General features: G+C 64.5%; 18 protein-coding genes. 7 read left to right on the top strand and 11 right to left on the bottom strand.

The features are described from left to right. Nucleotides 1-25: 25 nt before the first annotated feature. Nucleotides 26-610: a hypothetical protein gene (locus IEY49_RS12435; protein ID WP_189009067.1), complete on the bottom strand. Its 585-nt coding sequence runs from the start codon at nucleotides 608-610 to the stop codon at nucleotides 26-28. A gap of 487 nt (nucleotides 611-1097) precedes the next feature. On the opposite strand from IEY49_RS12435, the gene IEY49_RS12440 reads away from it, so the two are divergent. The 3 genes from IEY49_RS12440 (at nucleotide 1098) to IEY49_RS12445 (ending at nucleotide 4132) form a co-directional block, all read left to right on the top strand. After that, complete coding sequence (locus tag IEY49_RS12440; protein ID WP_189009070.1) at nucleotides 1098-2636, top strand: hypothetical protein; 1539 nt, start codon at nucleotides 1098-1100, stop codon at nucleotides 2634-2636. Between the two features lie 309 nt (nucleotides 2637-2945). After that, nucleotides 2946-3077, top strand: a complete 132-nt coding sequence (locus IEY49_RS21680; RefSeq protein ID WP_268239045.1) for a hypothetical protein — start codon at nucleotides 2946-2948, stop codon at nucleotides 3075-3077. Beyond that, nucleotides 3074-4132 (top strand): hypothetical protein, encoded by a 1059-nt coding sequence (locus IEY49_RS12445; protein WP_189009074.1) that lies wholly within the window; start codon nucleotides 3074-3076, stop codon nucleotides 4130-4132. Before IEY49_RS21680 ends, IEY49_RS12445 begins: the two co-directional genes overlap by 4 nt. 220 nt (nucleotides 4133-4352) lie before the next feature. Here the strand turns inward: IEY49_RS12445 and IEY49_RS12450 are convergent, their stop codons facing one another. Further along, a complete protein-coding gene (locus IEY49_RS12450) occupies nucleotides 4353-5213 on the bottom strand; it encodes an SDR family NAD(P)-dependent oxidoreductase (RefSeq protein ID WP_189009077.1) in 861 nt (286 codons plus the stop codon). Nucleotides 5214-5622: 409 nt separating this feature from the next. Then, complete coding sequence (locus tag IEY49_RS12455; RefSeq protein WP_189009080.1) at nucleotides 5623-7875, bottom strand: tetratricopeptide repeat protein; 2253 nt, start codon at nucleotides 7873-7875, stop codon at nucleotides 5623-5625. A gap of 336 nt (nucleotides 7876-8211) precedes the next feature. Between IEY49_RS12455 and IEY49_RS12460 the strand changes: the two genes are divergently transcribed. Next, nucleotides 8212-9564, top strand: a complete 1353-nt coding sequence (locus tag IEY49_RS12460; protein ID WP_189009083.1) for a hypothetical protein — start codon at nucleotides 8212-8214, stop codon at nucleotides 9562-9564. A 154-nt stretch (nucleotides 9565-9718) separates the two neighbouring features. Beyond that, nucleotides 9719-10981, top strand: a complete 1263-nt coding sequence (locus IEY49_RS12465) for an MFS transporter (RefSeq protein ID WP_229780776.1) — start codon at nucleotides 9719-9721, stop codon at nucleotides 10979-10981. A 163-nt stretch (nucleotides 10982-11144) separates the two neighbouring features. On the opposite strand, the gene IEY49_RS12470 is transcribed toward IEY49_RS12465, so the two are convergent. The 3 genes from IEY49_RS12470 to IEY49_RS12480 are packed head-to-tail and all read right to left on the bottom strand — an operon-like array spanning nucleotide 11145 to nucleotide 13245. After that, nucleotides 11145-11945 (bottom strand): hypothetical protein, encoded by an 801-nt coding sequence (locus IEY49_RS12470; protein WP_189009090.1) that lies wholly within the window; start codon nucleotides 11943-11945, stop codon nucleotides 11145-11147. Next, nucleotides 11942-12841 carry an ABC transporter ATP-binding protein gene (locus IEY49_RS12475; RefSeq protein WP_189009093.1) on the bottom strand — a complete coding sequence of 300 codons (900 nt, stop codon included), beginning with the start codon at nucleotides 12839-12841 and terminating at the stop codon, nucleotides 11942-11944. Before IEY49_RS12475 ends, IEY49_RS12470 begins: the two co-directional genes overlap by 4 nt. Continuing rightward, nucleotides 12838-13245, bottom strand: a complete 408-nt coding sequence (locus IEY49_RS12480) for a GntR family transcriptional regulator (RefSeq protein ID WP_189009096.1) — start codon at nucleotides 13243-13245, stop codon at nucleotides 12838-12840. Before IEY49_RS12480 ends, IEY49_RS12475 begins: the two co-directional genes overlap by 4 nt. A gap of 560 nt (nucleotides 13246-13805) precedes the next feature. On the opposite strand from IEY49_RS12480, the gene rsgA reads away from it, so the two are divergent. Next, nucleotides 13806-14798 (top strand): ribosome small subunit-dependent GTPase A, encoded by a 993-nt coding sequence (rsgA, locus tag IEY49_RS12485; RefSeq protein WP_189009114.1) that lies wholly within the window; start codon nucleotides 13806-13808, stop codon nucleotides 14796-14798. A 138-nt stretch (nucleotides 14799-14936) separates the two neighbouring features. On the opposite strand, the gene IEY49_RS12490 is transcribed toward rsgA, so the two are convergent. Together IEY49_RS12490 and IEY49_RS12495 are read right to left on the bottom strand one after the other, a co-directional pair. Further along, on the bottom strand, nucleotides 14937-15956 hold the full coding sequence (locus IEY49_RS12490; protein WP_189009117.1) for an aldo/keto reductase: 1020 nt from the start codon (nucleotides 15954-15956) through the stop codon (nucleotides 14937-14939). A gap of 169 nt (nucleotides 15957-16125) precedes the next feature. Further along, nucleotides 16126-17253, bottom strand: a complete 1128-nt coding sequence (locus IEY49_RS12495) for a M42 family metallopeptidase (protein WP_189009120.1) — start codon at nucleotides 17251-17253, stop codon at nucleotides 16126-16128. A 395-nt stretch (nucleotides 17254-17648) separates the two neighbouring features. Here IEY49_RS12495 and IEY49_RS12500 point away from each other — a divergent pair, with 395 nt between their 5' ends. After that, the gene (locus tag IEY49_RS12500; RefSeq protein WP_189009123.1) at nucleotides 17649-19526 is read left to right on the top strand and encodes a tetratricopeptide repeat protein; all 1878 of its coding nucleotides are present in this window, start codon (nucleotides 17649-17651) and stop codon (nucleotides 19524-19526) included. A gap of 34 nt (nucleotides 19527-19560) precedes the next feature. Here the strand turns inward: IEY49_RS12500 and IEY49_RS12505 are convergent, their stop codons facing one another. From IEY49_RS12505 to IEY49_RS12515, 3 genes are all read right to left on the bottom strand, one after another. Then, a complete protein-coding gene (locus IEY49_RS12505) occupies nucleotides 19561-20691 on the bottom strand; it encodes an MFS transporter (protein ID WP_189009126.1) in 1131 nt (376 codons plus the stop codon). 205 nt (nucleotides 20692-20896) lie between these two features. After that, on the bottom strand, nucleotides 20897-21649 hold the full coding sequence (locus tag IEY49_RS12510; RefSeq protein WP_189009129.1) for a S1 family peptidase: 753 nt from the start codon (nucleotides 21647-21649) through the stop codon (nucleotides 20897-20899). A gap of 526 nt (nucleotides 21650-22175) precedes the next feature. Further along, a complete protein-coding gene (locus IEY49_RS12515; RefSeq protein WP_189009132.1) occupies nucleotides 22176-22553 on the bottom strand; it encodes an SGNH/GDSL hydrolase family protein in 378 nt (125 codons plus the stop codon). Nucleotides 22554-22824: the final 271 nt, after the last annotated feature.

Raw genomic sequence — 22824 nt, forward strand, 5'->3', positions numbered from 1 at the left:
GCATGGGGGCGCAGCGGGTGATGACTCAGTGCGCGGCCCGGAATTGAGGTGTTGCGTGACGGGGAGCAAGGGAAACCAACACCAGACCCAGCAGTGTCCAGGACAGCGCGACCTGCACCGGGAAGATCACGCCCGCAGCCTGCTCGCCCAAGAGGAGATGGGTCAGAATGCCAGTGGGCAGGCCAGCGCCGCACAGCAGCGGGACGGCCCGCTTCCAGCCCGGCAGTTCCCTTGCAAACAGGGCCGCGATGCCCACCCCAAATGAGAGCACCATGCTCAGTGGCCACGCGATGTCCGTGACGATATACAGGAAGTGTCGGTCGATTAGCTGAGGGAAGAACATATCCAGAACCGACTGCATGGCCGCCAGGGGAATGGTAAGCAGCGGCAGACTCACCATGATCCGTCCAGCCGGACTGCGTCCGGTGGCATACAGGGCGCGCAGTGCCAGCACGGACGCCAGCCAGCCCACCGCGAAGACCAGATATCCGGTGGCCGACGCCAGGGTCGTATCCGTGTTCAGGGTTCGCTGGAACCCTTCCAGAAAGCCGACAACGAGCATGGCGGGAGCACCGGCGAAAGTGATGAAACCAAGGGTGCGTACGTTCATGACAGTTTCTCCTGGGGAAGCCGTGACCGCGGTTCAGGGGCCGGCGGTCCGGTCGGGCAGAACGATTCATCTCACGCAGGTCATGCCTGACGGTGGGGCTGAGATTGACCGAAGGGAATCCTGCCAGGGCTGGGACCGGGGAGCGCCGGAACCTGTTCTGTGGGGGGCGGTTCGTCTGCTCTGACGGGGCCGGCAGGACGGCGGGGCAGCAGGGAAATCCTGGAAGTCCTTAAAGTAAAATCTCGCCTCATGGTGGTCTCCTTGTCTGGCAGCCGGTGGCTGTCGCTGGTGTCACCGAACGTGTTCAGACTAGGTGGCCAGACATGGCACCTGGATGACATGTCATAGGGCCGCCGCCCGCAGGGGAATCCTGGGTGCAGCAGGCCTGGGCGGCCGTATGGGGACCAGTTCTGCGAAAGAGGGGCTGTCGGCGCGGTCATGCTGCGACCATGCGGTGCTTCCTACCTTCTGTGCGGAGGAACTCAAGATGCGCAATTCCCTGACTCTGGCACTTCTAACCCTTGGCCTGGCCACCGCCGCCCCCGCGCCCCTGACCCTGTCCGGAACCGTGAATGCCCCCGCCGGCACGAACGTGAAAGGCACCCACGTCATCGCCTGCTATCCCAAAGGTGACGAGTGCGATGAGAACCTGACGGTCAGCACGCAGATCACGGCGAGCGGCGGCAGCGCGCCATTCAGCGTCACCGTGAAAAAAGCCGGCAAATACACGCTGATCGCCTGGAAGGACGTCAACGGCACTGGTGATATTGACGACGGAGATTACTCAGGCTTTCTGAAACAGCAGCCCAGCAGCCTGACGCCCCTGCCGGTCAAACCGCCTGCCTCGAAACTTAATGTCAGCATGACGGTCGAAGGCAAGGCGGCGCCTCACGCGGCCACCCCGGCAGCCCAGAAGGGTGCGGCCTTCTCCGGATCGGTCGAGGCTCCCAAAGGCGTGGACCTGAAGGGAACCATCGTCCTGGCCTGCGTCTTTCGCAACGACACCTGCGACGACGGCGGCGAGATGTACACCATTACGGCCTCCGGTCAGAAGGCCAGCTTCACGATCGGGGGGCTCGGGCAGGGCCCGTACCGGGTGCTGGCGTGGAAGGACGTCAACAAAAATGACCAGTTCGACGACGGCGATTACATGGCCCGGCTGGAAAACACCTCGGGCGCGGCGCTTGACGTTCAGGCGCCGCGGGCGAATATCACCCTGAAGCTGAGCAAGGTCGGTGAGCCTGCCGGCTCCCAGGCCAGCAAGGTTCCGCAGGCCTCTGGGAGTGCGGCACCGGCGAACGCGAACCCCACCCCCGCCATCAAGAAAGGGGAGGCCGGGTATGTCATGGGGCAGGTCTTCGACTCGCAGGGCAGCCCGGTAAAGGGGGCTTCTGTCAGGATCGACCCGGCGGTCAGCGGCTACTTCGTGCACAGCCTCGGCACCTATCAAACCGACGTCAAGGGCATGTATAAGGTCCGCCTGACCCCGGAAGTTTCCTGGAAGGCGCACGCCAGCGTGAGCGCCATCTGGCAGGACATTCCGATGTGCCTGCCTGCCATACCCTACGGCGACGGCGCGCTGTTCTTCGACCGCGACGGTGCGGTAAGAAATTTCAAGCTGGACGTGAACGTCGCGGAACTGCGGATAGACCAGCAGTTCGTGGCATCTACCAACCCGGCCGAGCGGCCCCGGTACATCGGCGACAACCGTATCAACAAGTTCAGGCTGAGCCTCAGGCCTCTGGGGGCTGTGATTGACGGCACCAGGGTACAGACCGGCGAAAGCACCGTCTCGGTCAGTCAGGGGGCTTGGGCTGTGAACAGCACCTCGTTGAACATGCGCAAGCTTCCCCTGGCGCGCTACGAGCTGAAACTTTCTTATGTCGAGCAGGATGGTTCACTTACGCCCCTGGTGGTGCGGAACATGGCCCGCCCCAACGCAGGATTTGCCAGCAGTACCGTCGTGGAATTCGAGAAAATCTCCGATTGCTCGGCGAGCAGCCAGGTGGAATACCAGTTCCCCTGACCTACAGGTGGCACTCGAAGGCGGCGCCATGCGGGGAATCAGGAGCAAGCGGGCCCCAGCGTCCGCACACGATTCGAAGCAGTAAGGGAGAAGCACTGCTTCTCCCTTACTGCTGTTTGTGCCGCCGCACTCGGTACGGGGAAGAGCAGGCGGTCACGCCCGTGCCATGTCCCGTTTCCTACGGTAGCTGCATCAGCCGGTCGTCAAGCCGGGCTGAGCCCCGGAGGATAGATATGAGACACGACAAGAATCAACGGACCCTGCGCACCCTGACCCTGTGTACGCTGACGGCGCTTCTGCTGGGAGCCTGTGGCGGTACTGCCCCAGCACCAGGGGGCCAACCGCAGCCTCAACCCCAGCCCCAACCGCAGCCTCAACCCCAGCCGCAACCCCAACCACAGCCTGGCCCTGGAACTACCTTCAGCATCAGCGGAACCATGAAGGCTCCTGCTGGCGGTAATCTGAAAAATTCGGTGGTCGTCGTCTGTGGCGTCAAGAACAATGACTGTGACCAGGACAACGTCAAGTCGGTGCAGTTGCAGCAGGGTGGCACCGAGGCAACCTTCAGGGTCGACGGGCTCAAGCCTGGATCGTACTACCTGCTGGGCTGGAAGGATCTCAACAGCAGCCACGAGATCGATGCTGGTGATTATGTCGGTGTGTACAGCTCGGACGGCGGTACCAGTGCCACTGTGATTAGTGGCGCGACCAACAATGCCAACGTGACCCTGGCCCAGATGGCTGCTCCCGATGGGAACGCGGTCTCCGGGACGGTCCAGGTGCCAGCCGGAAGCGCCGTGACCGACGTGGTGGTGTTCACCTGTGTGCCAGGCGCCCAGGTAGGATGCGATCCGGACAAAATGGTCGCCTCGGGTGTGACGGCAGATGGAAAATATCTGCTGGAAAATGTACCCGCCGGGCCGTTTCACGTGATGGCGTGGCTGGACGTCAACGGGGACCGGCAACCGAACGCAGGTGACCTGTACGGTACCTTCCGCGATACCGGCGGGGCTCTGGCACAGGTGCAGGCACCGCGACAGAATGTGGACCTGCGCCTGGACAATTTCCCCACGGCCGCACCCTCGACACCGGCCCCAGCCCAGCTCGGCGGCACCTGGATCAGCGGAACCAGCACGGGTGTTGACTACTACAACCCTGGTAGCGGCCAGTGGGCTCCCCCTAGCGGTACGGGTGTGCTGCTGCAGATTCATCCGGACGGCACCTTTACTCGCGGGGTCACGGTGCAGCTCTCGAACTACGGCTGCACCACCACGGTCATCGGGCACTACACCGGGCGGGTGCGCGTAAGCGGCAGTGAAATGGTGCTGGAGCCGACGTCCTCACGCCAGAAGTACCTCAGCAGCTGCAATTCCAGCCTGAACTATGACCGCGAGGTACCAAACGTTTCTCTGCCCTTCACCTGGGAACTGGGCAGTGACGGGCGGCTGGTGCTTACCTGGCCGAGCGGGGGGAAGACCTACTTCAACCGCACCTGAGTGAAGGAACAAAAAGGGGGCAGCGTGCGGCTGCCCCTCTTCCTTTGTGCCCGCCCGGGGGGACCGCGAAGAATGGACTTCTGAAGGCGGGTGGACAGTCCTGCCCAGTCGTGTCATCGAGCTGCCATGACTGCACCGGCAGAGCCCTGCCATGGGTCGCCTGCGCTGTGCCGTGCTTGTGGGCCTGCTGGTGTCCGGCCCAGGACGGTGGTCCGGTCCGTCACCCCTCCCATTCTGAGCGCAGAGACCTGGGCCGCTTTCCGTCGGTGTCCGTAAAGCCATACCTGTCACCAAGTTCGGCAGCCACCAGCACCTGCCCCGTCCTGCCGAACACGTTCGGGTCACTCGCCAGGGCCGCAACCGCGCGGCCGATGAACTGGGGCGACTCGGAATTTGACAGGTCGAACGCCCCCTCTGGCGCACGCAGGATGCCCTCGGTCCGCACCAGGCCCGGGTAAAGGCTCACGCTCGTTACACCATGCGGGTGCAGGTGGTTGGCCATCGCCAGGGCCATCCGGTCGGTGGCAGTCTTCGCCAGAAAATACGGAATGCCTTCGGTGTCCTGGTGACGCGTCGCCGCGAAGAATGAGATGCCCACGAGCAGGCCACGCGCCTCGATCAGCAGCGGCGCGGCACACTGGCTCGTGACGTAATGGGCCCGGACGCCTGACGCGAACATGTCGTCCCAGATGGACGTCGGCTGTTCCCAGAAGGGTGCGTTCCATTTCTCACCGCGCTCGTCCCAGATGTGCAGGCCTTCATAGCCGCCCCAGACGTTGTTGACCAGGACGTCGAGCCGTCCGTGCTCCTGCCGGATGCGGTCCACCACGGCGCGGGTCTGGGCGTCATCGGTGTGGTCGCATTGCACGGCGATCCCCAGGCCGCCGAGTTCGGTGACCTCCTGCGCGGTGTGCTCGAGGCTGCCCGAAAGAAAGGGCATGTGTGCCGAGCGGCCTGTCAGCGTGCGGCCTGTAACGTACACGGTCGCTCCTGCCTCGCCGAGTCCGAGGGCGATGCCACGGCCGATGCCGCGCGACGCGCCCGTCACGAGGGCGACCTTCCCCCGAAGCAGTGGTGTCATGCACCAGGATACGGGGAAGGCGGATCAGCCAGGAGCGGCGCGTGGTCTTCCGGGTGAGCCGCGGCAGCAAGACAGCAGGGAGGGCTCCCGGCTATATGCCCGTCTCTATGACAACCAAACGCAGTTCTCGGGGCCGGACCTTCTTGACTGCATGTGGCTTCCATGGCCTGGTGGGACTGGCGCTCCGCTTCTGCTGGAACGCACCATCAAGCAACGGGGGCGGGATTGCCAGGCACAAAGGCCCGCCTCGCGATATGAACTCTCGGCTCGTCGCCTAACATTGGCAACAGCAATAGAGCGCGAACACCACCGAGTTCGCGCTCCGCTCCTTAGCTGAGCCTGCTGACTGGTTGATGGCGGCGGGTCCAGGGCTGAGGTCCGGCTGGCGGCCGGTTACGCCACAGCTCCCTCACCCGGCGATGAAGCTGAATTTCCCGTTTGCAGTCATGTCCACCCCCACTGGCCCTCGGGTCACGCCCGACGACACCGATCCTTTGACTCCCACGTCTACAATCTGTCCGCCTGTGTCAAGTGACACGTACACGCCGCCTTTGACACCCATGCTGCCGGTACTGCTGGTGCTGCCCGTAGTGCCGGCCTTGACCCCCATTCCCACGGTGATCGTGCCCTGAAAGGCGTACTCCACTTCCCCAAACGCTCCGACCTCGAAGATCAGGGCGCTAGCCTTGAGCGGCGAAACCTCCAGCGCGATCTTCTCGCAGTTGAAGCTGAGCTTGGCCAGCACCAGGTCCACCTTCATCTTGTACGGTCCGCCGAAATCACAGGACCACGAGTCGGGCGTGGCAATGTTGATCTCCCCAATTTCGGCAGGTGCACGGTCACGGCATTCGATCTGCCAGTCGGTGCTTTTATAGCGGTGCCATAAGGCCCCTGGGCTGATCGCCACGCTGAGAAGCCTATGGTCCAGCAGCCTGTCAGCGTGATTCTCCAAGCTCAGGCGGACCAACTCGTAGTGCAGCGGGTCGGAAATATTTGCCGCGAGGCCAGTCATCAGTTTAAAGGTCGGGTCCCAGACCTCAGCGACAGCGCCGTCCACCAGCAGGGCCGAGCGGCGCCAGCTGTTGGTAGCTTCCTGAAAGACGTCGCAGCGCTTCCGGTCGTATTTCTCGGCTATGGGACGTGAACAGGCCTGGTCGCTTTTGCAGGGCTCGATTTCGTATCGTTCCTCCTCATTCAGGCGCAACAGGGCTGTCTCCATGACGCCGGCCGCAGTGGTGGGGCTGAGGTACACCTTTTGTTGGTTATGTGGCGCACCAGTCTGATAGGGATTGAACATGGCGTTATGGTCATCGCGGTTAATGGTCTCGTGCACGAGCTGCCAGCCATGCGCCACGCTTGGATCGGCCGTGATCGCATCAATTCGGCTCCGGATGTTTCCGATGCGTGAACTGGCCAGCGCGTTATCCGGTGAGAAATCCGTCTGGGTGCGGGCACGGTCCTGCAACTGCCTGACAATCTCGTCCATACGCGCCGTGCGGGCGCGTACGCGCCTATCGATAATAACTTTCAGACCTTTCACGCGCTCATGAAAGGCCATACCATCCCAGGGGTACTGCGGGTACGGCAGCTGTGGCAGCTTCCAACCCACACCCCGGGACAGGTCGTACACGTCCTTCGCAGGAGGCCACCAGGCACCGGCGTTCTGGACAGCAACCTGCGGTGCAGGTGTGCCCGGGCCGGTCTGCGCAGGCGGCGTGGCGGCAGGGGGCCTGGCGAGGGCCGGGTTGCGCTTCTGTCCCAGGCGGTAGAAGCGTAGGGCTTCCTCCTCCTTGCCCTGGGCTTTGAGGCTGAACGCCAGATTGCGTCTGGCTTCCGCCAGCAGCGGGTCCAGTGTAAGCGCCTTTCGGAGCAAAGGTTCGGCCTCCTGGGCCCGTTTCAGGGCGATGAGGGCATGCCCACGGTTGTTCAGGCGTACGGCCTCCGGCACGAACATCCCTCCGTCGCCGGGCGGCAGCTTCTGAGCAGCGTCGAGGAAGGTCAGGGCTTCGCACGGCAGCCCCAGCAGGCTTGCTACCCCAGCGGCATTCACGAGGTGTGCCGCCGCTTTCGGTGCCTGGGCGTGCGCTTCCAGGAGGGCAGCGAGCGCCACCTGAGGCCGGCGACTCATGGCGGCGGCGGCGGCGATGGAACTGGCTGTTTCGGCGCTGCGGGCCGCGCTCCTGAGCTGTGCCGCGCCGTCTGCGCCGAGCTTGCCGTGCGCGAATGTCCGTGCGTTGGAGAGGGCGTCGCTCAGCGTGGGAGGCTTCAGGCAGCCCGGACCGCTCGTGGCACCTGGCGCTGGGGTCCTGGGCGTCGCGTCCAGGCGGGCCTGCAGGGCTGCGAGCACCCGCTCGGAATGGACTCGCTGCGGGTTGTCCCTGGACATGTCCGAGAGCAGCTTCTGCAGGTTGGCGATGCCTTGCTGCAGCGCCTCACGGGTAGGTGCGCCCGACGGCGACCCCTGGGTGGTTCCGCCAAAGCGCCGGGTGTACTCCACATTCAGCATCTGCTGCAGCGTGCTGTCCAGAAGCGCGGACTGAACGTCCGCCCAGGAGGAAAGCGTGACTTCCTGAGCGGAAGCCGCAGGCGCCGAGGTGCAGGCAAGCACCGCGGCCAGTCCGGTAAGGACCGGGCTGAGGTGTCGGTGGGATGTGTGGGTCATGGTGGACGTCCTCCAGCACGTCCAGGCCACCGTAGTCAGCCGGACGTGGCAGCGGCATGACGGCGCGGCTCTGCCGTGTGGCCGGTGCCCTGGGGTCGAAGGCAGCCAGCCGGGCCGGTGGACGGACACTTTCCCTGCTCTGCTTTGTGCCCCTATACGGGGCTTCCCGGTGTGAAAGACAGGACCTGGGGCAGAGGCCATGCGACCATACCCTGCTCACAGGCACGCAGTCGCCGATAGAGCCATCCATCCCCAGGCGTGGTGGTCATGCCGGTGCCATGCTGCCTTGCGTAAGGTTCGCCCCATGCGGCTCTAAGCCGTTTTAGGAGGAACATTATGCGGAAACGTGCTGTGCTGTCGGTCCTGACCCTGCTTCTTGCCGGCGGTGTGCAGGCCAAAAACGGAGACTCGTTCAAGTACACCTACACGCTGCAGGGCGCGGGCAGCGGAGCAGTCGGCATGCTGGAAATGAACGGCAGGCTGCTCATGAACGCCGACGAACTGGCCCGCGCTCTGAGCCGTGCCGGCTGGCTCGACAAGTCGTTCGCTGGGGGCTTCCGGTCGGGCCTGATTCCGGTGATTCAGCCAGGCGGCAACCATTTCGCCGACCCGGCGGCCTTTGCACAGCGCTTTGGCCTGACCATCCGTGTGGACCGCCCGGCCCGCAAACTGCTCGTGTCCAAAGGCGCTGCCCCCAAGGCCAGTGCTTCGGCCCCAACGGCCAGAGCGCCACAGACTGCCCCCAGCGCGAAGCCCGCGCAAGCACCTGCCCCCGTTCACGGCACCCGTCAGCTCGACGGCGAGAACGCGCTGCCTGGGCAGACCTTCACCCTGGGCGAGAGCAGTCCACTGAATTTCACCCTCAACCGCGCGGAGTACTCGGTGGGCCGGCTCGTGATCGGAGATAGCGTCTACTCGCCCAAGGCGGACCAGAAGCTGCTGATCCTGCACTACACCGTGCACAACCCGCAGAAGCGCGAAGTGCGCTACCACTGGTCGGACCTGAGCTTTACCGCGGTGGATGCCCAGGACCGCAACCATAACTTCGTGCAGGCCGTCGCACGTGATGGAACTAGGGACGCGCTGACCATGCGGCTCAAGCCCGCGCAGAAGGTCGATGTCGTCACGGCGGTGCTGGTTCCCGCTGCAGGGCCGGTGCCGAAGTTGATCGTGTCGCGTGAGAGCGGTGCGCCGGTCCTGCGTTACGACCTGCGCGGCAAGGTCACGGCTCTGCCTGCTCCCTTTGCCGACCCGGCAGATCCGTACGGCGCGAGCGCCCGGGCCCAGGTCAGCGCCCATGCTGCAACATTCCTGCCGATGGGCTGGCTGGACATCCGGCTCGACGAGGTGAAGTTCACGACCGAACCCCTGAACGGGCAGGCGCCCGCCACGGGCAAGCGGTACCTCACGGCGGTGTTCACACTCAAAAATCACGGGCCGCGCGAGACCCGCTACCACTGGGGGGATTTCAAGCCGGCACTGAAGGACGCCGACGGCGAGCGGCTGGCATACAACGAAAAGATGCTCAAGGCGAGCCGTGACGAGAAGGCCAGCGGCATGCTACCGACCGGTGAGGAAACGCGCGTACGCTTTTTCTGGGAAGTGCCGGCCACCTTGGGGGCAGACACGCTGTACTTCACCGACCGGCAGGGCCTCACGTACGCGTTTGACGTGAAAAGCGTCAGGTAAATCGGTCAGGGCTTACCCAGGAAGATACGGGGCATCCTCAAACACAGCGCAGCCACACTGAGTTGCTCCGGCCCGGGCCACTGTCCAGCCCACCGGAGCACCTCACCTGCCGGGGCGGGACTCACAGCATATGGTGGGAGGCCGGAGCCCTCTGTTGACTGCGCGAGCTGATCCCTACGCCGCCCTGCGGTTCCCCGAATTCCGTGCCCTGCTACTGGCCGGTGTGGGGTCTTCGCTGGCCAGCCGCATGCTGGCGGTGGCCATCGGGTATCAGGTGTACCAGCTCACGCGCAGTCCGCTGGCCCTGGGCTGGCTGGGATTGATCGAGGCCATCCCGGCCCTGGGCCTGGCCCTGCTAGGAGGTCACTACGCTGACCGTCTGGACCGGCGCACCATCCTGCTGGTGACGAGGATGGCCTTTACCGTGTGCGTCGCCCTGATGGCCGTGGTTTCCCATCAGGGCGGTCCGAATACACTGGGACTGCTGTATGGCCTGGTGTTCATGGCCGGGATTGCCCGGGGCTTCGGTGACCCGGCCGCCTCGGCCTTCGAGACGCGGATCGTGCCGCCTGGAGCTTTCGTGAACGCGTCGTCGTGGCTGGGCAGTGTGGGTCAGGCCAGCTCCATCATCGGGCCAGCGCTGGGCGGAGTGCTGCTGGCCTCCTGGAGTGCGACCGGCACCTATGCCCTGGTCACCGCGCTGGCACTGGCGTCGTGGTTCGGGCTGTGGCGTATTGCTCCCAAGCCTCAGCCCGAACCGGCTGTCAAGGAGCGCGTCTGGGACAGCATGCTCAGCGGTATCCGGTTTGTGCGGCGTGATCCGGTCATTGTGGGCTCCATGGCACTGGACCTGTTCGCGGTGCTGTTCGGTGGAATGGTGGCGCTGCTGCCGGTCTTTGCCAGCGACATTCTGAAGGTGGGGCCACGCGGCCTGGGCCTGATGCTTGCGGCTCCGGCAGTGGGCGCCCTGCTGGTCATGCTGTGGGCCACCCGTCACCCACCCGTGCGCAACAGCGGCCGCACGTTGCTGCTGGGTGTCGCCGGATTTGGGGTCAGCATTATCGTGTTCGCGCTGTCCAATCATTTTCTGCTGTCCCTGGTGGCCCTGTTTTTCACCGGAGTCTTCGACGGGGTCAATATGGTGATCCGCAAGGCTATCTTGCGCCTGCGCACGCCCGACCACATGCGCGGGCGCGTGGCAGCCGTCAGCCTGGTCTTTATCGGGTCGAGCAATGAACTCGGCGCCCTGGAAAGCGGGGTGGCGGCCAGCGTGTTCGGCACCGCTCGTTCGGTGTGGCTCGGCGGAATCGTCACACTGCTGGTGGTGGGGATAGTGGCCCTCCGCGTGCCCAGCCTGAGGAGGCTGCACCTGGACGATCCGGCAGATGAGGCTCGTGCTCAGGCAGAACCGGCGTAGTACTGAGGCCCGGCAGCCGGGAGATTCGAGCTGCATCTCGCCTGTTTCCAGCTGCGGCTGGAAGAGTCACGGGCATGCAGTGTGCAGGTTCCGGACGCTCTGGTCAGGATCAAGCAGGACTGCGCGCTGACGGGAAAGGCGCAGTCCTGCTTAATCCTTGGACTCAGCTTTGACTGCTCCAGCCTGGGGCGCGCCGCCAGGCCCAGGCCCACAGAGCTCCGGTCAGCACCAGAATGACAGCAGCCGCTGACAGCACGATCTGGAAGGAAAGTTCATAGGTCGGAAACGTCTGCTGCGGCTTCACGGCCTGAACGAACGAGGTCCAGGGTGCTGCGCCTTTCTCTCCCAGATCCCGGACGGCGTAGGCATAGAAGCTGCTGGCGGTCCACAGCCCACCCCCACCTTGGCCGGAGGAGCGCAGCAGAACGTCGGCCAGCACGGGGACCAGGGCCCCAAGACTTGCCACTGCGACCGGCAGAAAGGCAGACAGCAGGGTGGCCAGGCCAAACACCAGCGACGCTTCCAGGAAGATCAGCAGGCTGTCCGTGGCCAGGTGAGACCAGAGCAGCTCACGCTCCATCCAGGTGGCCGGCAGCGGCATCAGCAGGCCCTGAAGCAGCAGGGCAGTCAGCACCAGCCCTGCCAGGAGATGCAGACCGAACAGCAGCCGGCCCCCGACGATTTGCGGACGCGACAGGGGTTGCATGTTGAGGAAGGCGGCGTTCTCACGCGCCGTGGCGCCGAACCACGCGGCGAACATCACCAGGGCAAATTCCAGCACGCTCCAGTGCAGGGCCGAGTAGAAGGGAACGTGCGCGCCATTCAGATCGCGTCTGCGGTCTACCAGGCCATAGATGTTGTCAAAGGGTGTTGCGTTGAAAGCGTACGCCAGGCTCGCCGCAACAGTGACCAGGAGCAGCGTGAGCCACGTGTTGCGCCGCGCGGTCCATTCAAACCAGATCATGCCTGTCCTCCCATCACTGAGGCGTAAAGATGTTCGAGCGGCCGGGGGCGCACCTGCAGGTGCAGTGGCTGTGCACTCATCAGCACCCGGACCACCTCGTCGACGTTGCCGCTGGCGTGAATCTGCACGACCGGTCCGTCAAGCTGAACGTGCTCAGGCGTGTGGTGGGTCTGGAGCCATCCGGCCACCGACGCGGGCACCGCTTCCTGGTAGATGGCCTGCACCGTCTTGTGGTGATCGCGCAGCGCGTCCGTCTCGCCTTCCAGAATCACCCGGCCGGAATGCATGAACCCCACGTGGTCCGCGATGCCTTCTACCTCGGCCAGCACGTGGGAGGTCAGAACCACCGTGCCACCGTCGGCCGCGTATTCGGCGAGCCGGGACAGCAGCGCCTGACGGTGAACCGGGTCCAGGCCGTTAGTGGGCTCATCCAGAATGAGCAGCCTGGGCTGGCTGGCAAAGGCGTAGGCCAGGGCCAGACCGATGCGCTGCCCGGTGGACAGGTGCCGGGCAGCGCGGCGCAGCGGAACCCCGAACAGGTCAGCGGTCTGCAGAGCAAATTCAGCGTTCCACATCGGGTGCAGGCGTGCTCCCACCTGAAAATGCGCCTGCGCGTCGTGTGTGGGCAGCAGAACTCCGCCGGTCGGTACCAGCGCCACCTGCTCCTTGACCTGGCTGGAGCTGACACTGGGGTCCATACCCAACATGGTGACCTGGCCAGCCTGCAACGGTTCCAGACCCAGCAAGGCACGGAGCAGGGTGCTTTTGCCGGTGCCGTTGGGCCCCAGCAGGGCATAGATGCTGCCCTGGGTCACCTGCATGGAGCAGTCGTCGAGGATGATGTGCTTCCCGCGCCGGGTGCGGAGGGCCTGGGCCTGTAGAACAACGGGCATCATGGGGTGACCTCCGTGGACGTGGTGAGCTCCTGCAGCAGCGTCTGCAGGGTGCCCGGGGTGACGCCGGCATGCAGCAGTCGGGTGGTGATCAGCTGGAACTCGCGCAGCAGCGCTTCCTGCTGGGCTGGGGGCGCATGGGAGCGGGCCGTCACGGTGGTGCCGGCTCCCGCGCGGCTCTCGATCATGCCGGCGTCCTGCAATGAGGCGTATGCCCGGACGATGGTGTTGGGAGCAATCCGCAGGCGGGAAGCCAGGGCGCGGACTGGTGGAAGCATGTCCCCGGGCCGCAGCTGACCCAGGTCAATGGCCCGTTTCAGACTCTCGGCAAGCTGCAGGTACAGCGGAACGCCGCTGTGCAGGTCCAGCGTGATCAGGGGCTCCAGGCTTTCAGCCTCTTGTCGCATATCAATAAGACAATACAACAAGGCAGAGATATGTCCAGTTGGTTTGTGGCTGTGCTGTAGAAGCAATCTGCTGGTCCCGGTGGCGGTCTCTGCAGCACCCTGCGCCGAGGCCACAAAAAACGCGAACCGGAGAAGTCCGGTTCGCGTTCTGTTCACGTGCCGTCACCTTGCAGCGAGGCCGTGGAAAGACACTTTTGGTTAGAGCTGAACCCCAGTGGTCAGGGGGTTGGAACTGTGATCAGATTTACTCAAGCGATGACCTCCTTCGGCTGAGATGCCGAAAGATATCGGGTTCACGCCAGGGCATCTGTTCAAGTTTTACTATTCGAAAATGCTGTGCCGGCCGCAGTTTTTTCATTCAGTGGCGGTCATCTGACTTCAGGGGTCTCTGGGCGCAGGCCTATCTTTTAACTCCGGCTGTGCAGAGGTTGGCGCGTGGAATGTCGCAAGGAAAGCCTGGGGCCAGATCCGGTCGGAAGAGGCTACCCTGGGCCTATGAATGACGACGTGTCCAAGCTTCTCGCCCTGCCCGGCCGGTCCCCGTGCCGGGTGACCTGCAGATGACTGACGCTCTTCAGGGCCTGGGTTGGTCTGACTTCTTTGCGGAGGCTGCAGAGCCGTTCCTGCGCGATGTGTCTGCTGGCTCTGAGCCTGGACGTATTGCCAGCGTAGGGCGCTCTTCCTATCAGATCTGGACAGAGCAGGGCCTGGAAGATGCCCTGCTCGCCGGAACGCTGCGACAGGAGGCGCCGGGTCAGCAGGTGCCGGTGATCGGGGACTGGGTTGTGGCCGAGCGTCTGGAAGAGACGCAGGCCCTGCGTATTCAGCAGGTGCTGCCCCGGCGCACCACCTTTGCCCGGGCAGTCCACGGTGGCACGGCAGAGCAGATCATTGCAGCCAACGTGGATGTTGTGTTTATCGTGACCACGCCGGACCTGGACTTCGACCTGCCGCGCCTGGGCCGCTATGTGGCAGCCGTGCAGGTCAGCGGTGCCCAGCCGGTCGTGTTGCTCAACAAATCCGACCTGGTGCAGGACGCGGCGTGGTATCTGGAGCAGGTCAGACGTCTGGGCCCCGACCTGCCGGTGCATCAGGTTTCGGCGGCCCACGATGGTGGACTGGACACCATTCGGCCCTACTTCACGCCCGGTCAGACCGTGGCCCTGATCGGCTCGTCCGGGGTGGGCAAATCCACGCTGACCAACCGTCTCCTGGGCCAGGAAGTCGCCTCTACCGGCAGCGTGCGGGAAACTGACCAGCAGGGCCGCCACACCACCACTGGACGGACCCTTTACCGGGTGCCTGGCGGCGGGTTGCTGATCGATAACCCCGGCCTGCGGGATATCGCCGTCTGGGACGCCGATTCGCGCAGCGTCAATTTTGATGTGCTCGAGGAACTGGCAACCAAATGCCGCTTCCGCAAATGCACCCACACCACAGAACCGGGGTGCGCGGTTCAGCGCGCAGTTCAGAAAGGGCAGCTCGACGCGCAGGTGCTGACCGCATTCCATGAGGCCCAGGGGCAACCGGTGCGGCGGCCCAAAAAGCGCTGAAGCAGGAATATAACCAGCCATGCGAGTCGCTCCGATGTTCCTGGTCGTGTGGCGTCGCCAGGAAAGGGGCATAGCCGGCGGAACAGAAGGAGAGCGGGCGGTGACTTTTGCTCCACCGCCCGCTCTTCCTGTCTCCCGTTAAATTTCCCGTTCGGTCCTGGCGCGCTCCCAGTCGCTGACGCGGGTGATCTCGGCCAGATCGTCTTCGGTCAGCTGCACATCCACGGTCCCCAGCAGTTCCCGCAGCTGCTCGACGCTGTTGGCGCCGATAATCGGTGCCGTGACGGCCGGCTGCGCGAGCAGCCACGCCAGCGAGACCTGCGCCGGGTGGGCCTGGTGCCGCTCCGCAACCGCGACGAGCGTCTCGACGATGTCGAAGTTCTGGTCACTGAAGCGCCGCGCGGCATTCTCGCTGGCACGCACACTGTCGGGCAGGGGCTGACCGCGCCGGTACTTGCCGGTCAGCATTCCCCCGCCCAGCGGGCTCCAGGGCACCACTCCCAGGCCGTACTCCACGGCCACACGCTGCTGCTCGCGCTCGAAGTTTGCGCGGGTGGGGGAGAGCAGGCTGTACTCCGGCTGGATACTGACATAGCTTTCCAGGCCGTGGCGGTCGCTGGCCCACAGGGCCTGCATCAGGCGCCACGCGCTGTAATTCGAGCAGCCGATGTAGCGCACGTAACCGCGCTGCACCAGTTCGGTGAAGGCGGCGAGCGTTTCCTCGATGGGCGTCTGGTTGTCCACCCAGTGCGCCTGATACAGATCGATGTGATCCACCTGCATGCGGCGCAGGCTGTCCTCACAGGCTTTCAGGATCCAGCGCCTTGAAAGCCCCTCACGCTGGTGAATGGTGCCCCGGCCTTCGCTGCCGCGCGGGCCCATCGGTCCCCGGACCTTGGTGGCCACGACCATCTGGTCACGGTTCCCCCGGGCTTTCATCCAGCGGCCCATGATCTCCTCGGACACCCCTCCGGGGTTGTCGGGGGTCCAGTTGCTGTAGATGTCGGCGGTGTCCAGAAAGTTACCGCCGGCTGCGGCGTAGGCGTCCATGATGTCAAAGGACGTCTGCTCGTCGGCGCTCCAGCCGAACTGCATGGTGCCCAGGCCAATGGGGAAAAGGTGCAGGCCGCTGCGGCCAAGTCTGCGGTAGGTGGTCATAAGAGGTGCCTCCGGATAGGGATGGGGTGACGGCGCTTTGTAGCGCCCCGGGTCGTGAAGCTGGGGCCGTATGGCTTCGGGACTTCGTGTGGACCCTGAAGACGCAGCAGCTTCCGGACGTGGTGTCTGTGGGCTGATCCGTCCAGGACCGGAAGAGAGGACAGCCGGATCAGCCGTCGCCCAGCGCGACGAAACGCAGATCCAGGTCCGGCAGGCGCTGGATAAAGTGGTGCAGCAGCTCCAGGGCGCCGTTCAGGTCACGCTCGTCCACAACCTCGACGGGGCTGTGGGTGTAGCGGTTGGCGACCGATACGGCGCCGGCCGGTATGCCCTGGCCGCTGTGCTGCAGGGCTCCGGCGTCGGTGCCGATGCCGCGCAGCAGTTCGTGCTGTATGGCGACCCCGCCCACGTCCGCAGCGGCGATCAGCCCGCGCCTCACCGCCGGATGCGACAGGGTCGAGAAGTCCATCACCTTCACGGCGGGGCCGGCACCCAGCTGAAGGTGACAGGGGCCAAACTCGGGCGTATCGTCGGCCGCCGTCATGTCCAGGGCCAGGGCCACATCTGCCTGGTGGGCGCTGGCCACAGCCTGGGCGCCGCGTAGCCCGACCTCCTCCTGGACCGTAAAGGCAAAGATGACCGTGACCGGTGGAGGGGTGTCCTGGTAACGCTCCAGCAGGGCCAGCAGCACCGCGCAGCCGGCGCGGTCGTCCACCGCGTGGGCCGTGTAGCGTCCGGTGTTCTGACCCAGCTCGGTCAGGACGCCCACAAAGCCCACCGGGTCTCCCAGGTGAACGCCCATCCCGATGGCTTCATCCGCGTCGCGGGCGCCGATGTCCACGTACAGTTCCGCTGCCGGCACCACCCGCTGCCGGTCTGCGTCGGCCAGCAGGTGAGCACTTTTCGTGCCGATCACGCCCATCAGGCGGCCCTGCTGCGTGCGCACCCAGACGCGCTGGGCAGGGAGGATGCGGTCATCGGTGCCTCCCACCTTTTCCAGCCGCAGAAAGCCGGTCGGGGTAATCTGCCTGACCCGGAAGCCGACCTCGTCCATGTGTGCGGCCACGATCATGCGGCGCGCTCCCTCCGTGGCCGCCCGCCGGATGGCGATGACATTCCCGAAAGCGTCCATCTCGGTGTGGTCGGCCAGTGCCGAAGCGGCCCGGTGGACTGCGCGGATAATGTCCTCCTCGCTTCCGCTGGGCCCGGTCAGCCGGACAAGCTGACGCAGATGTGCAAGGGCGGGAGAATCACCGTGTCCTGCTTCTGCGCCCGTGTGGTTGTGGTTTTCTGGCATAACGACAGGATAAAAGTCCTGACGGTTCGTTTGATCGGTGCCATGTGCCCGGTAATGTTTATCAATTGCTCTCCCTCGGGGCAGCGTTGCACCAGCGCGCTCCTTCTCAGGGGCAGGGAGGCGTAGCAGGCCCCGCCCGGGTTGCAACGCCACAAGCCAGTGGGGTTATGAAAAGAAAAATTCTGTTCAGAAGCTGAATCCTCCGGCTGGACAGGAGCCTTGGGGGGCCTGCACAATGCCAGGACCGTCAGGTGCTGACGTCGCTCCGCAGCCACAGGGTAGGGTCAGGGTTCCAGTCCTGGACTCCGGAAACCCCCTGCCACAGACCGGAATCCAGAGTAGTAAGAATTACAGAACAGGTGCTGTGTTAGCTTCACAGCCAGGCCACACTCCAGATGACGAATTTCCCTTCCAGCCCCCAGGACGATCAGGCACCCAGACCTGACACCGGTCAGGTTGAGGCTCTGCTGGCACGGGCTTCGCAGCTTGAGCAGCAGGACCGGCCCAGTGCCCTGCCGGTTCTGTACGAGGCCCTGGCCCTGGCGAAGCAGGCGGACCAGGGCAGCGTGGCCCGCACCCTGCTGCAACTGGCCACCCTGGAATGGCGTCTGTCCAGCTTTGACAGCGCCCTGGACCACGCCGATGAAGCCCTGCGGGAGTTCCGCCATCTGGCCGACCGGCACCACGAAGCCTGGTGTCTGCGTCTGGTCGGCAATATCCACGGGGTACAGGGACAGTATCTTCCGGCGTCCGAGTTTCTGCAGGCCGCTGCAGCACTGAGCCGTGAAACGGACAACCGGGCCTGTCTGGCGTCCTGCCTCAACAACCTCGGAATCATTGCCAATGAGCTGGGCGATTACGCGTCCGGACTGGAGTACCTGCTCGAAGCCTTGAAGACCTACGACGAGCACGATCCTCACGTCCTCTCGACCCTGAACAACATCGCGACCCACTACCGGCAGCTGGGTCAGTACGCCAGTGCGCTCGAACACCACGAGCAGGCGGTCGAACGTGCCCGTTCCATGGCGGGCCATGGGCTGACGGCGGCTTACATTCACAACATGGCCGAGACGCTTCGCAAGCTCGACCGTCACGCCGAGGCCCTGCCGCTGCTGGAAGAATCCCTGGGCCTATCCCGCCAGATCGGGGACCGCCAGACCGAACTGCTGGCCCTGGACAGTCTTGGGCTGACCCGGCAGGCCCTGGGAGCCCCGGAACTGGCCCGGCAATGCTACGAGGAAGGGCTGCGTCTGGCTCCTTCCGCGAGGCACCCGCTGGCTGAGGTGAAGCTGCTGATGCATCACGCGGCCCTGCAGCCTGAGGGCCGCCGGGAGACGCTGGAGCAGTCCCTGAAGCTGGCCCAGGAGAAGAATCTGCGCGCGGAGCGGCTGGAGGCCCACGACCTGCTGGCCCGGTTCCACCGCGAGGCGGGCGATTTCAGGCTTGCACTCGATCACCTGGAGCAGGCGCGGGCCGTGGAAAGGGAGCTGTTCAATGAGGCTCAGGACCACCGGACCCAGGCGCTGCAGATTCAATATGACCTCGCCCGAACACGTGCATCGAGCGAAGCGCAGCGTCAGCTCAACGAGCAGCTGAGACGTGCGAACGAGGAACTCGATGCTTTCAGTTACACGATCTCGCACGACCTGCGGGCGCCGGTGCGGCACATCAAAAGCTTTGTCGGGCTGCTGCGCGGCGTGGTGGATACAGAGGCAAATCCCAAGACCGGGCGGTATCTGGGCGTCATCGAGGACGCCACCGACCGCCTGAATAGCCTGATCGACGCCATGCTGAACTTTGCGCGTCAGTCGCGCGAACCTCTGCAGCTGACCCAGGTAGACCTGGGGCAACTGGTGGGGTCGGTTCAGACCGAACTTGCCGCGCAGGTGCACGACCAGCGCGTGTCATGGAAGATCGGCACCCTGCCGGTGGTGCAGGGGGATCCGGCGCTGCTGAGGCAGGTGGTGATCAACCTGCTGTCCAACGCCCTGAAGTATTCGCGGCCGCGTGACGAAAGTGTGGTTGAGGTCCGGTCGGAACGTCAGGGGGCGGTATGGGCCTTTCATGTCCGCGACAACGGCGTCGGCTTCGATGCCCGGTATGCCGACCGGCTGTTCGGCGTGTTTCAGCGCCTTCACCGGCAGGACGAATTTGAAGGCACCGGCGTCGGGCTGGCCACCGTGCAGCGAATAGTGGCGCGGCACGGTGGCGAGGTGTCGGCCACGTCACAGGCCGGAGAGGGCGCCACTTTTACCTTCACCTTGCCGGCCTGACAATGGCCCGATTCGTCAGGGTGAGGCGTCAGGGTCACGCAGGGTCGGCTTCGGGTGGACCCTGAAACAGGCGGATCCAGACAGAGACTGCCAGGACACAGCCCGCGAGCACCAGCAGCACCAGGGGAATTGCTGCGACGCTGGAGGAACTGACCGCCAGACCCATCAGAGGCTGAATGGCCACCGCTCCCATGGTCCCGCCGGTCATCGCGACTGGGAGCCGCCGGGGGGTGAGGTGCTGGCCGTACCAGGCCACCGTAGTCGGGAAGATCGGGGCCAGAACAAGCCCCAGCAGGATGTACGCGGCTACGCGCAGGTCGGGAATGGTGGCGAGCCCGGCGGCGCCGATGGCCAGGACCGCTGAGGCCGGAACCAGCACCTGCGGCGCAAATCTCGCGGCCAGCGGTGCTCCGGCAAAGCGGCCCAGCATAAAGGCCAGCCAGAACCCGCTGACCAGGGCCGCAGCGTTGCGGGCGCCCAGCTGCGGGGCGAGGTGGGTGGTCATCCAGCTTCCGGCACCAACTTCAGTCATCACGTACAGGAAGAGCAGCAACGTGAACAGCGTAATGCCGCGTTTTGCCCGGGGAACCGTGTCCCGGGGGGCTGAGGTGGGTGCTGTATGGGGCAGGCCACGGGCGACCGCCAGGACCATGAAGGCCAGCAGGCCGACCACGACGAAGGGCCAGCGCGTGGTGCTGCCGGGCAGTGTCGCCACCAGCAGAGGCCCGAGAACAGACCCCAGTCCGAACATGCCGTTGACCGCGTTGAGCACGGGCGCAGAGCGCTCCGGAAGACTGGCCAGCGAAATGTTGATTCCGCTGCTGACACCGCCGGTGCCCAGGCCGGCGATCAGGGCAAACACCAGGGCCAGCGTCCAGCTTCCAGAAATGCCGACCCCGATGGCACCCACACCCACCAGAAGCGGCGAGATGGTCAGCATCCGGCGCACGCCGAAGCGCCCCATCAGCCAGGTGGCTCCCAGCATGGCGCTGCTGGAGCCCAGAAAATTTGCACTGGCAATCCATCCGACCTGCGCCTGCGATAGCTGGAAATGCTCCAGCAGACGTGGATACATCGGGCCATACAGCGAGATGTACATCCCCTGGACCGCGAAGGCGACGGCACCAACAACATGAATAGGAATTTCCCGGCCAGAGAATGACATGCAGCCTCAACCCTACGCGCGGTGTGGGCGCGAACTGTGCAGTGAAGCAGCATGAAAGGCCATCTGAGCTTCATCTAGGGCGCGGAACGGTTGAGAGCTGCAGTCGGATCAGCACTGAGGAGAACACCCGACCGGCAGGCAGAAAAAGCCGGCGCATGGAAACTCCACGCGCCGGAGATACAGAGGGAACAGCGAGGAACCGGCCTCAGGGCAGGGAGATGAAGCTCTTCAGGAAATTTCGCGCCGAGTCGGTATCCAGCCGGTAGGTCACGTTGGTGCTCTTGCACAGCGCGTCCCCGGTGATGGTCGTGCTGGCCACCAGATTCGTCTCATCCGCTCCGGCACCCAGGAAGTTCGGACCGCCAGAGTCGCCGTAACAGGTGCCGCCGTTGCCCGTGGCCGGGTTCTGGGAGATGCGCAGCCACGCCGGGTTAATCGCGTTCAGGGTGCCCACCGAGTACTCCCGGGTGTCGAGATACCCGTTGACCGGTCCGCCCGGCTGGTTGACCGCTTCCTGGCCGCCGTAGCCCACGCTGGTGAACTTCTGGTCCGGGGACAGGCGGTCGAACTGACCACGGGTGGGCAGGCGGGCGGGTGTCAGGCCGGTGATGGGCTTGTAGAACACGACCACGGCGATGTCGTGCGGGTCATTCTGTGCCGCGCCATACTGCGGGTGGGCATGAAAGGTTCCCGCGTGCAGCTTGGTCTGCTTGCTGTACTTGCTGTCAAACATGACGGTCACGCGTGCTTGCCCCAGGTTGCAGTGGGCGGCTGTCAGGAACACGGTTTCAGAAATCAGCGTGCCCGAGCAATAGGGGTAGGTCTGGCCTCCAAAGTCCCCGACCAGGGCGCCTACAAATGGGTGCCTGTTGCCGTCGGGCTGGCCATAGGTGATGGCCAGGGCGGACGCAAACAGCATGGAGGTCAGGGCAGCGGCAGTCTTGAGGGGGGAACGCATCAGATAGTCCTCCTGGAACAGGGGCCTGCCACCCCTTGCGGGCAGGCAACTGGGTTAGGGTAGAGGGCCCAGTGTAGCTCAGCTGACCGGTGCGGGTTGTGTCGGCCCGCACCGGAGCGTTTCAGTTTGCTCGCTGGCCTTGATCAAACAGGCGCCGGAAAGCTCTGGTACCAGGATTGGCCTGTGTCGCCTGGGATTCAGATTTTCGTACCTTGTGGCCGAATCGGCTTTTTCAGGAAGACTGATATGCAGATGCCGCGTTAAGGTGCCGGGCTGCTCAGGAGAGGCACCTCCGCTTTGCGCAAAAACTCCAGGGCGATCAGCGCATGGCCGGCATCTGAAGGGTGAACCCGGTCAGGCGCCCACATGCCAGGAGCAGTGGCTGCGGCTGCTGCGTCAAAGGCAGGCTACAACTCCACCACCGGAATGCCGCACTCACGCCCCAGTGCTGTTAGCAGCCCGGCGTACTGTTCGACCATCTGACGCATCGGCTCGGCGTGGTCGGGTTCAAACAGAAATGGTGTGATCAGCAGCGGTCGCGCACCTGCCTGAAGGGTGCGGTCCAGCAGGCCGAAAGCCGCTGCTGATACTCCTGCGGTGGCACCGCCTCGTGAGGCTGGCCGGCATAGCCCCGCCAGACATCGTTGTTCCCGATCTTGATGCTGACCCAGTCCGGCTGGTGGACGGTGACGTCCTGCTCCCAGCGGGCGCCCAGGTCACGCGCGGTGTCACCGCTGACCCCACGGTTGATGACCTTCAGATTCAGCCCGGGGCAACTGGCCAGCAGCAGGACCCGGATCATGTTCACGTAGCCCTGTCCCCACTCCCCCTGGCCCTGCGTGCGCCCGGCGCCGGTGATACTGTCCCCGATCATCAGCGGGGTCTGGTTTGCTTCAAAGATCATGCGCCCTCCAGAAGGTCCCTGGAGCTGTTCTCCGAATGACGCCACCGAGGGAAGAGACACCCGCCGGCTCCATTCTGTGTCCTGCCCGTTAAAATCCACTTGCCTCGCTCGGTCAGAAGGATGCCACCTTTTTGACAAATGATCTAGAAGATGCCGCTTCTGAACATGTGTGGGCCGCCTTCCGGGTCATTGTCAGCGCGCCCGGTGCCTGCAGATGGAACCGCATCCTTCTTCGGCAGGCCCCTCTGGACGCCGACTGCCGGAGTTGTCT

The sequence above is a fragment of the Deinococcus malanensis genome, assembly GCF_014647655.1.
In the GTDB taxonomy this organism is placed as follows: Bacteria; Deinococcota; Deinococci; order Deinococcales; family Deinococcaceae; genus Deinococcus; species Deinococcus malanensis.

Bases quoted from the DNA above. Each gene is read 5' to 3' on its own strand.
- IEY49_RS12435 (WP_189009067.1), bottom strand. From the start codon at position 610: ATGAACGTACGCACCCTTGGTTTCATCACTTTCGCCGGTGCTCCCGCC.
- IEY49_RS12440 (WP_189009070.1), top strand. From the start codon at position 1,098: ATGCGCAATTCCCTGACTCTGGCACTTCTAACCCTTGGCCTGGCCACC.
- IEY49_RS12445 (WP_189009074.1), top strand. From the start codon at position 3,074: ATGAAGGCTCCTGCTGGCGGTAATCTGAAAAATTCGGTGGTCGTCGTC.
- IEY49_RS12450 (WP_189009077.1), bottom strand. From the start codon at position 5,213: ATGACACCACTGCTTCGGGGGAAGGTCGCCCTCGTGACGGGCGCGTCG.
- IEY49_RS12455 (WP_189009080.1), bottom strand. From the start codon at position 7,875: ATGACCCACACATCCCACCGACACCTCAGCCCGGTCCTTACCGGACTG.
- IEY49_RS12460 (WP_189009083.1), top strand. From the start codon at position 8,212: ATGCGGAAACGTGCTGTGCTGTCGGTCCTGACCCTGCTTCTTGCCGGC.
- IEY49_RS12470 (WP_189009090.1), bottom strand. From the start codon at position 11,945: ATGATCTGGTTTGAATGGACCGCGCGGCGCAACACGTGGCTCACGCTG.
- IEY49_RS12475 (WP_189009093.1), bottom strand. From the start codon at position 12,841: ATGATGCCCGTTGTTCTACAGGCCCAGGCCCTCCGCACCCGGCGCGGG.
- IEY49_RS12480 (WP_189009096.1), bottom strand. From the start codon at position 13,245: ATGCGACAAGAGGCTGAAAGCCTGGAGCCCCTGATCACGCTGGACCTG.
- rsgA (WP_189009114.1), top strand. From the start codon at position 13,806: ATGACTGACGCTCTTCAGGGCCTGGGTTGGTCTGACTTCTTTGCGGAG.
- IEY49_RS12490 (WP_189009117.1), bottom strand. From the start codon at position 15,956: ATGACCACCTACCGCAGACTTGGCCGCAGCGGCCTGCACCTTTTCCCC.
- IEY49_RS12495 (WP_189009120.1), bottom strand. From the start codon at position 17,253: ATGCCAGAAAACCACAACCACACGGGCGCAGAAGCAGGACACGGTGAT.
- IEY49_RS12500 (WP_189009123.1), top strand. From the start codon at position 17,649: ATGACGAATTTCCCTTCCAGCCCCCAGGACGATCAGGCACCCAGACCT.
- IEY49_RS12505 (WP_189009126.1), bottom strand. From the start codon at position 20,691: ATGTCATTCTCTGGCCGGGAAATTCCTATTCATGTTGTTGGTGCCGTC.
- IEY49_RS12510 (WP_189009129.1), bottom strand. From the start codon at position 21,649: ATGCGTTCCCCCCTCAAGACTGCCGCTGCCCTGACCTCCATGCTGTTT.
- IEY49_RS12515 (WP_189009132.1), bottom strand. From the start codon at position 22,553: ATGATCTTTGAAGCAAACCAGACCCCGCTGATGATCGGGGACAGTATC.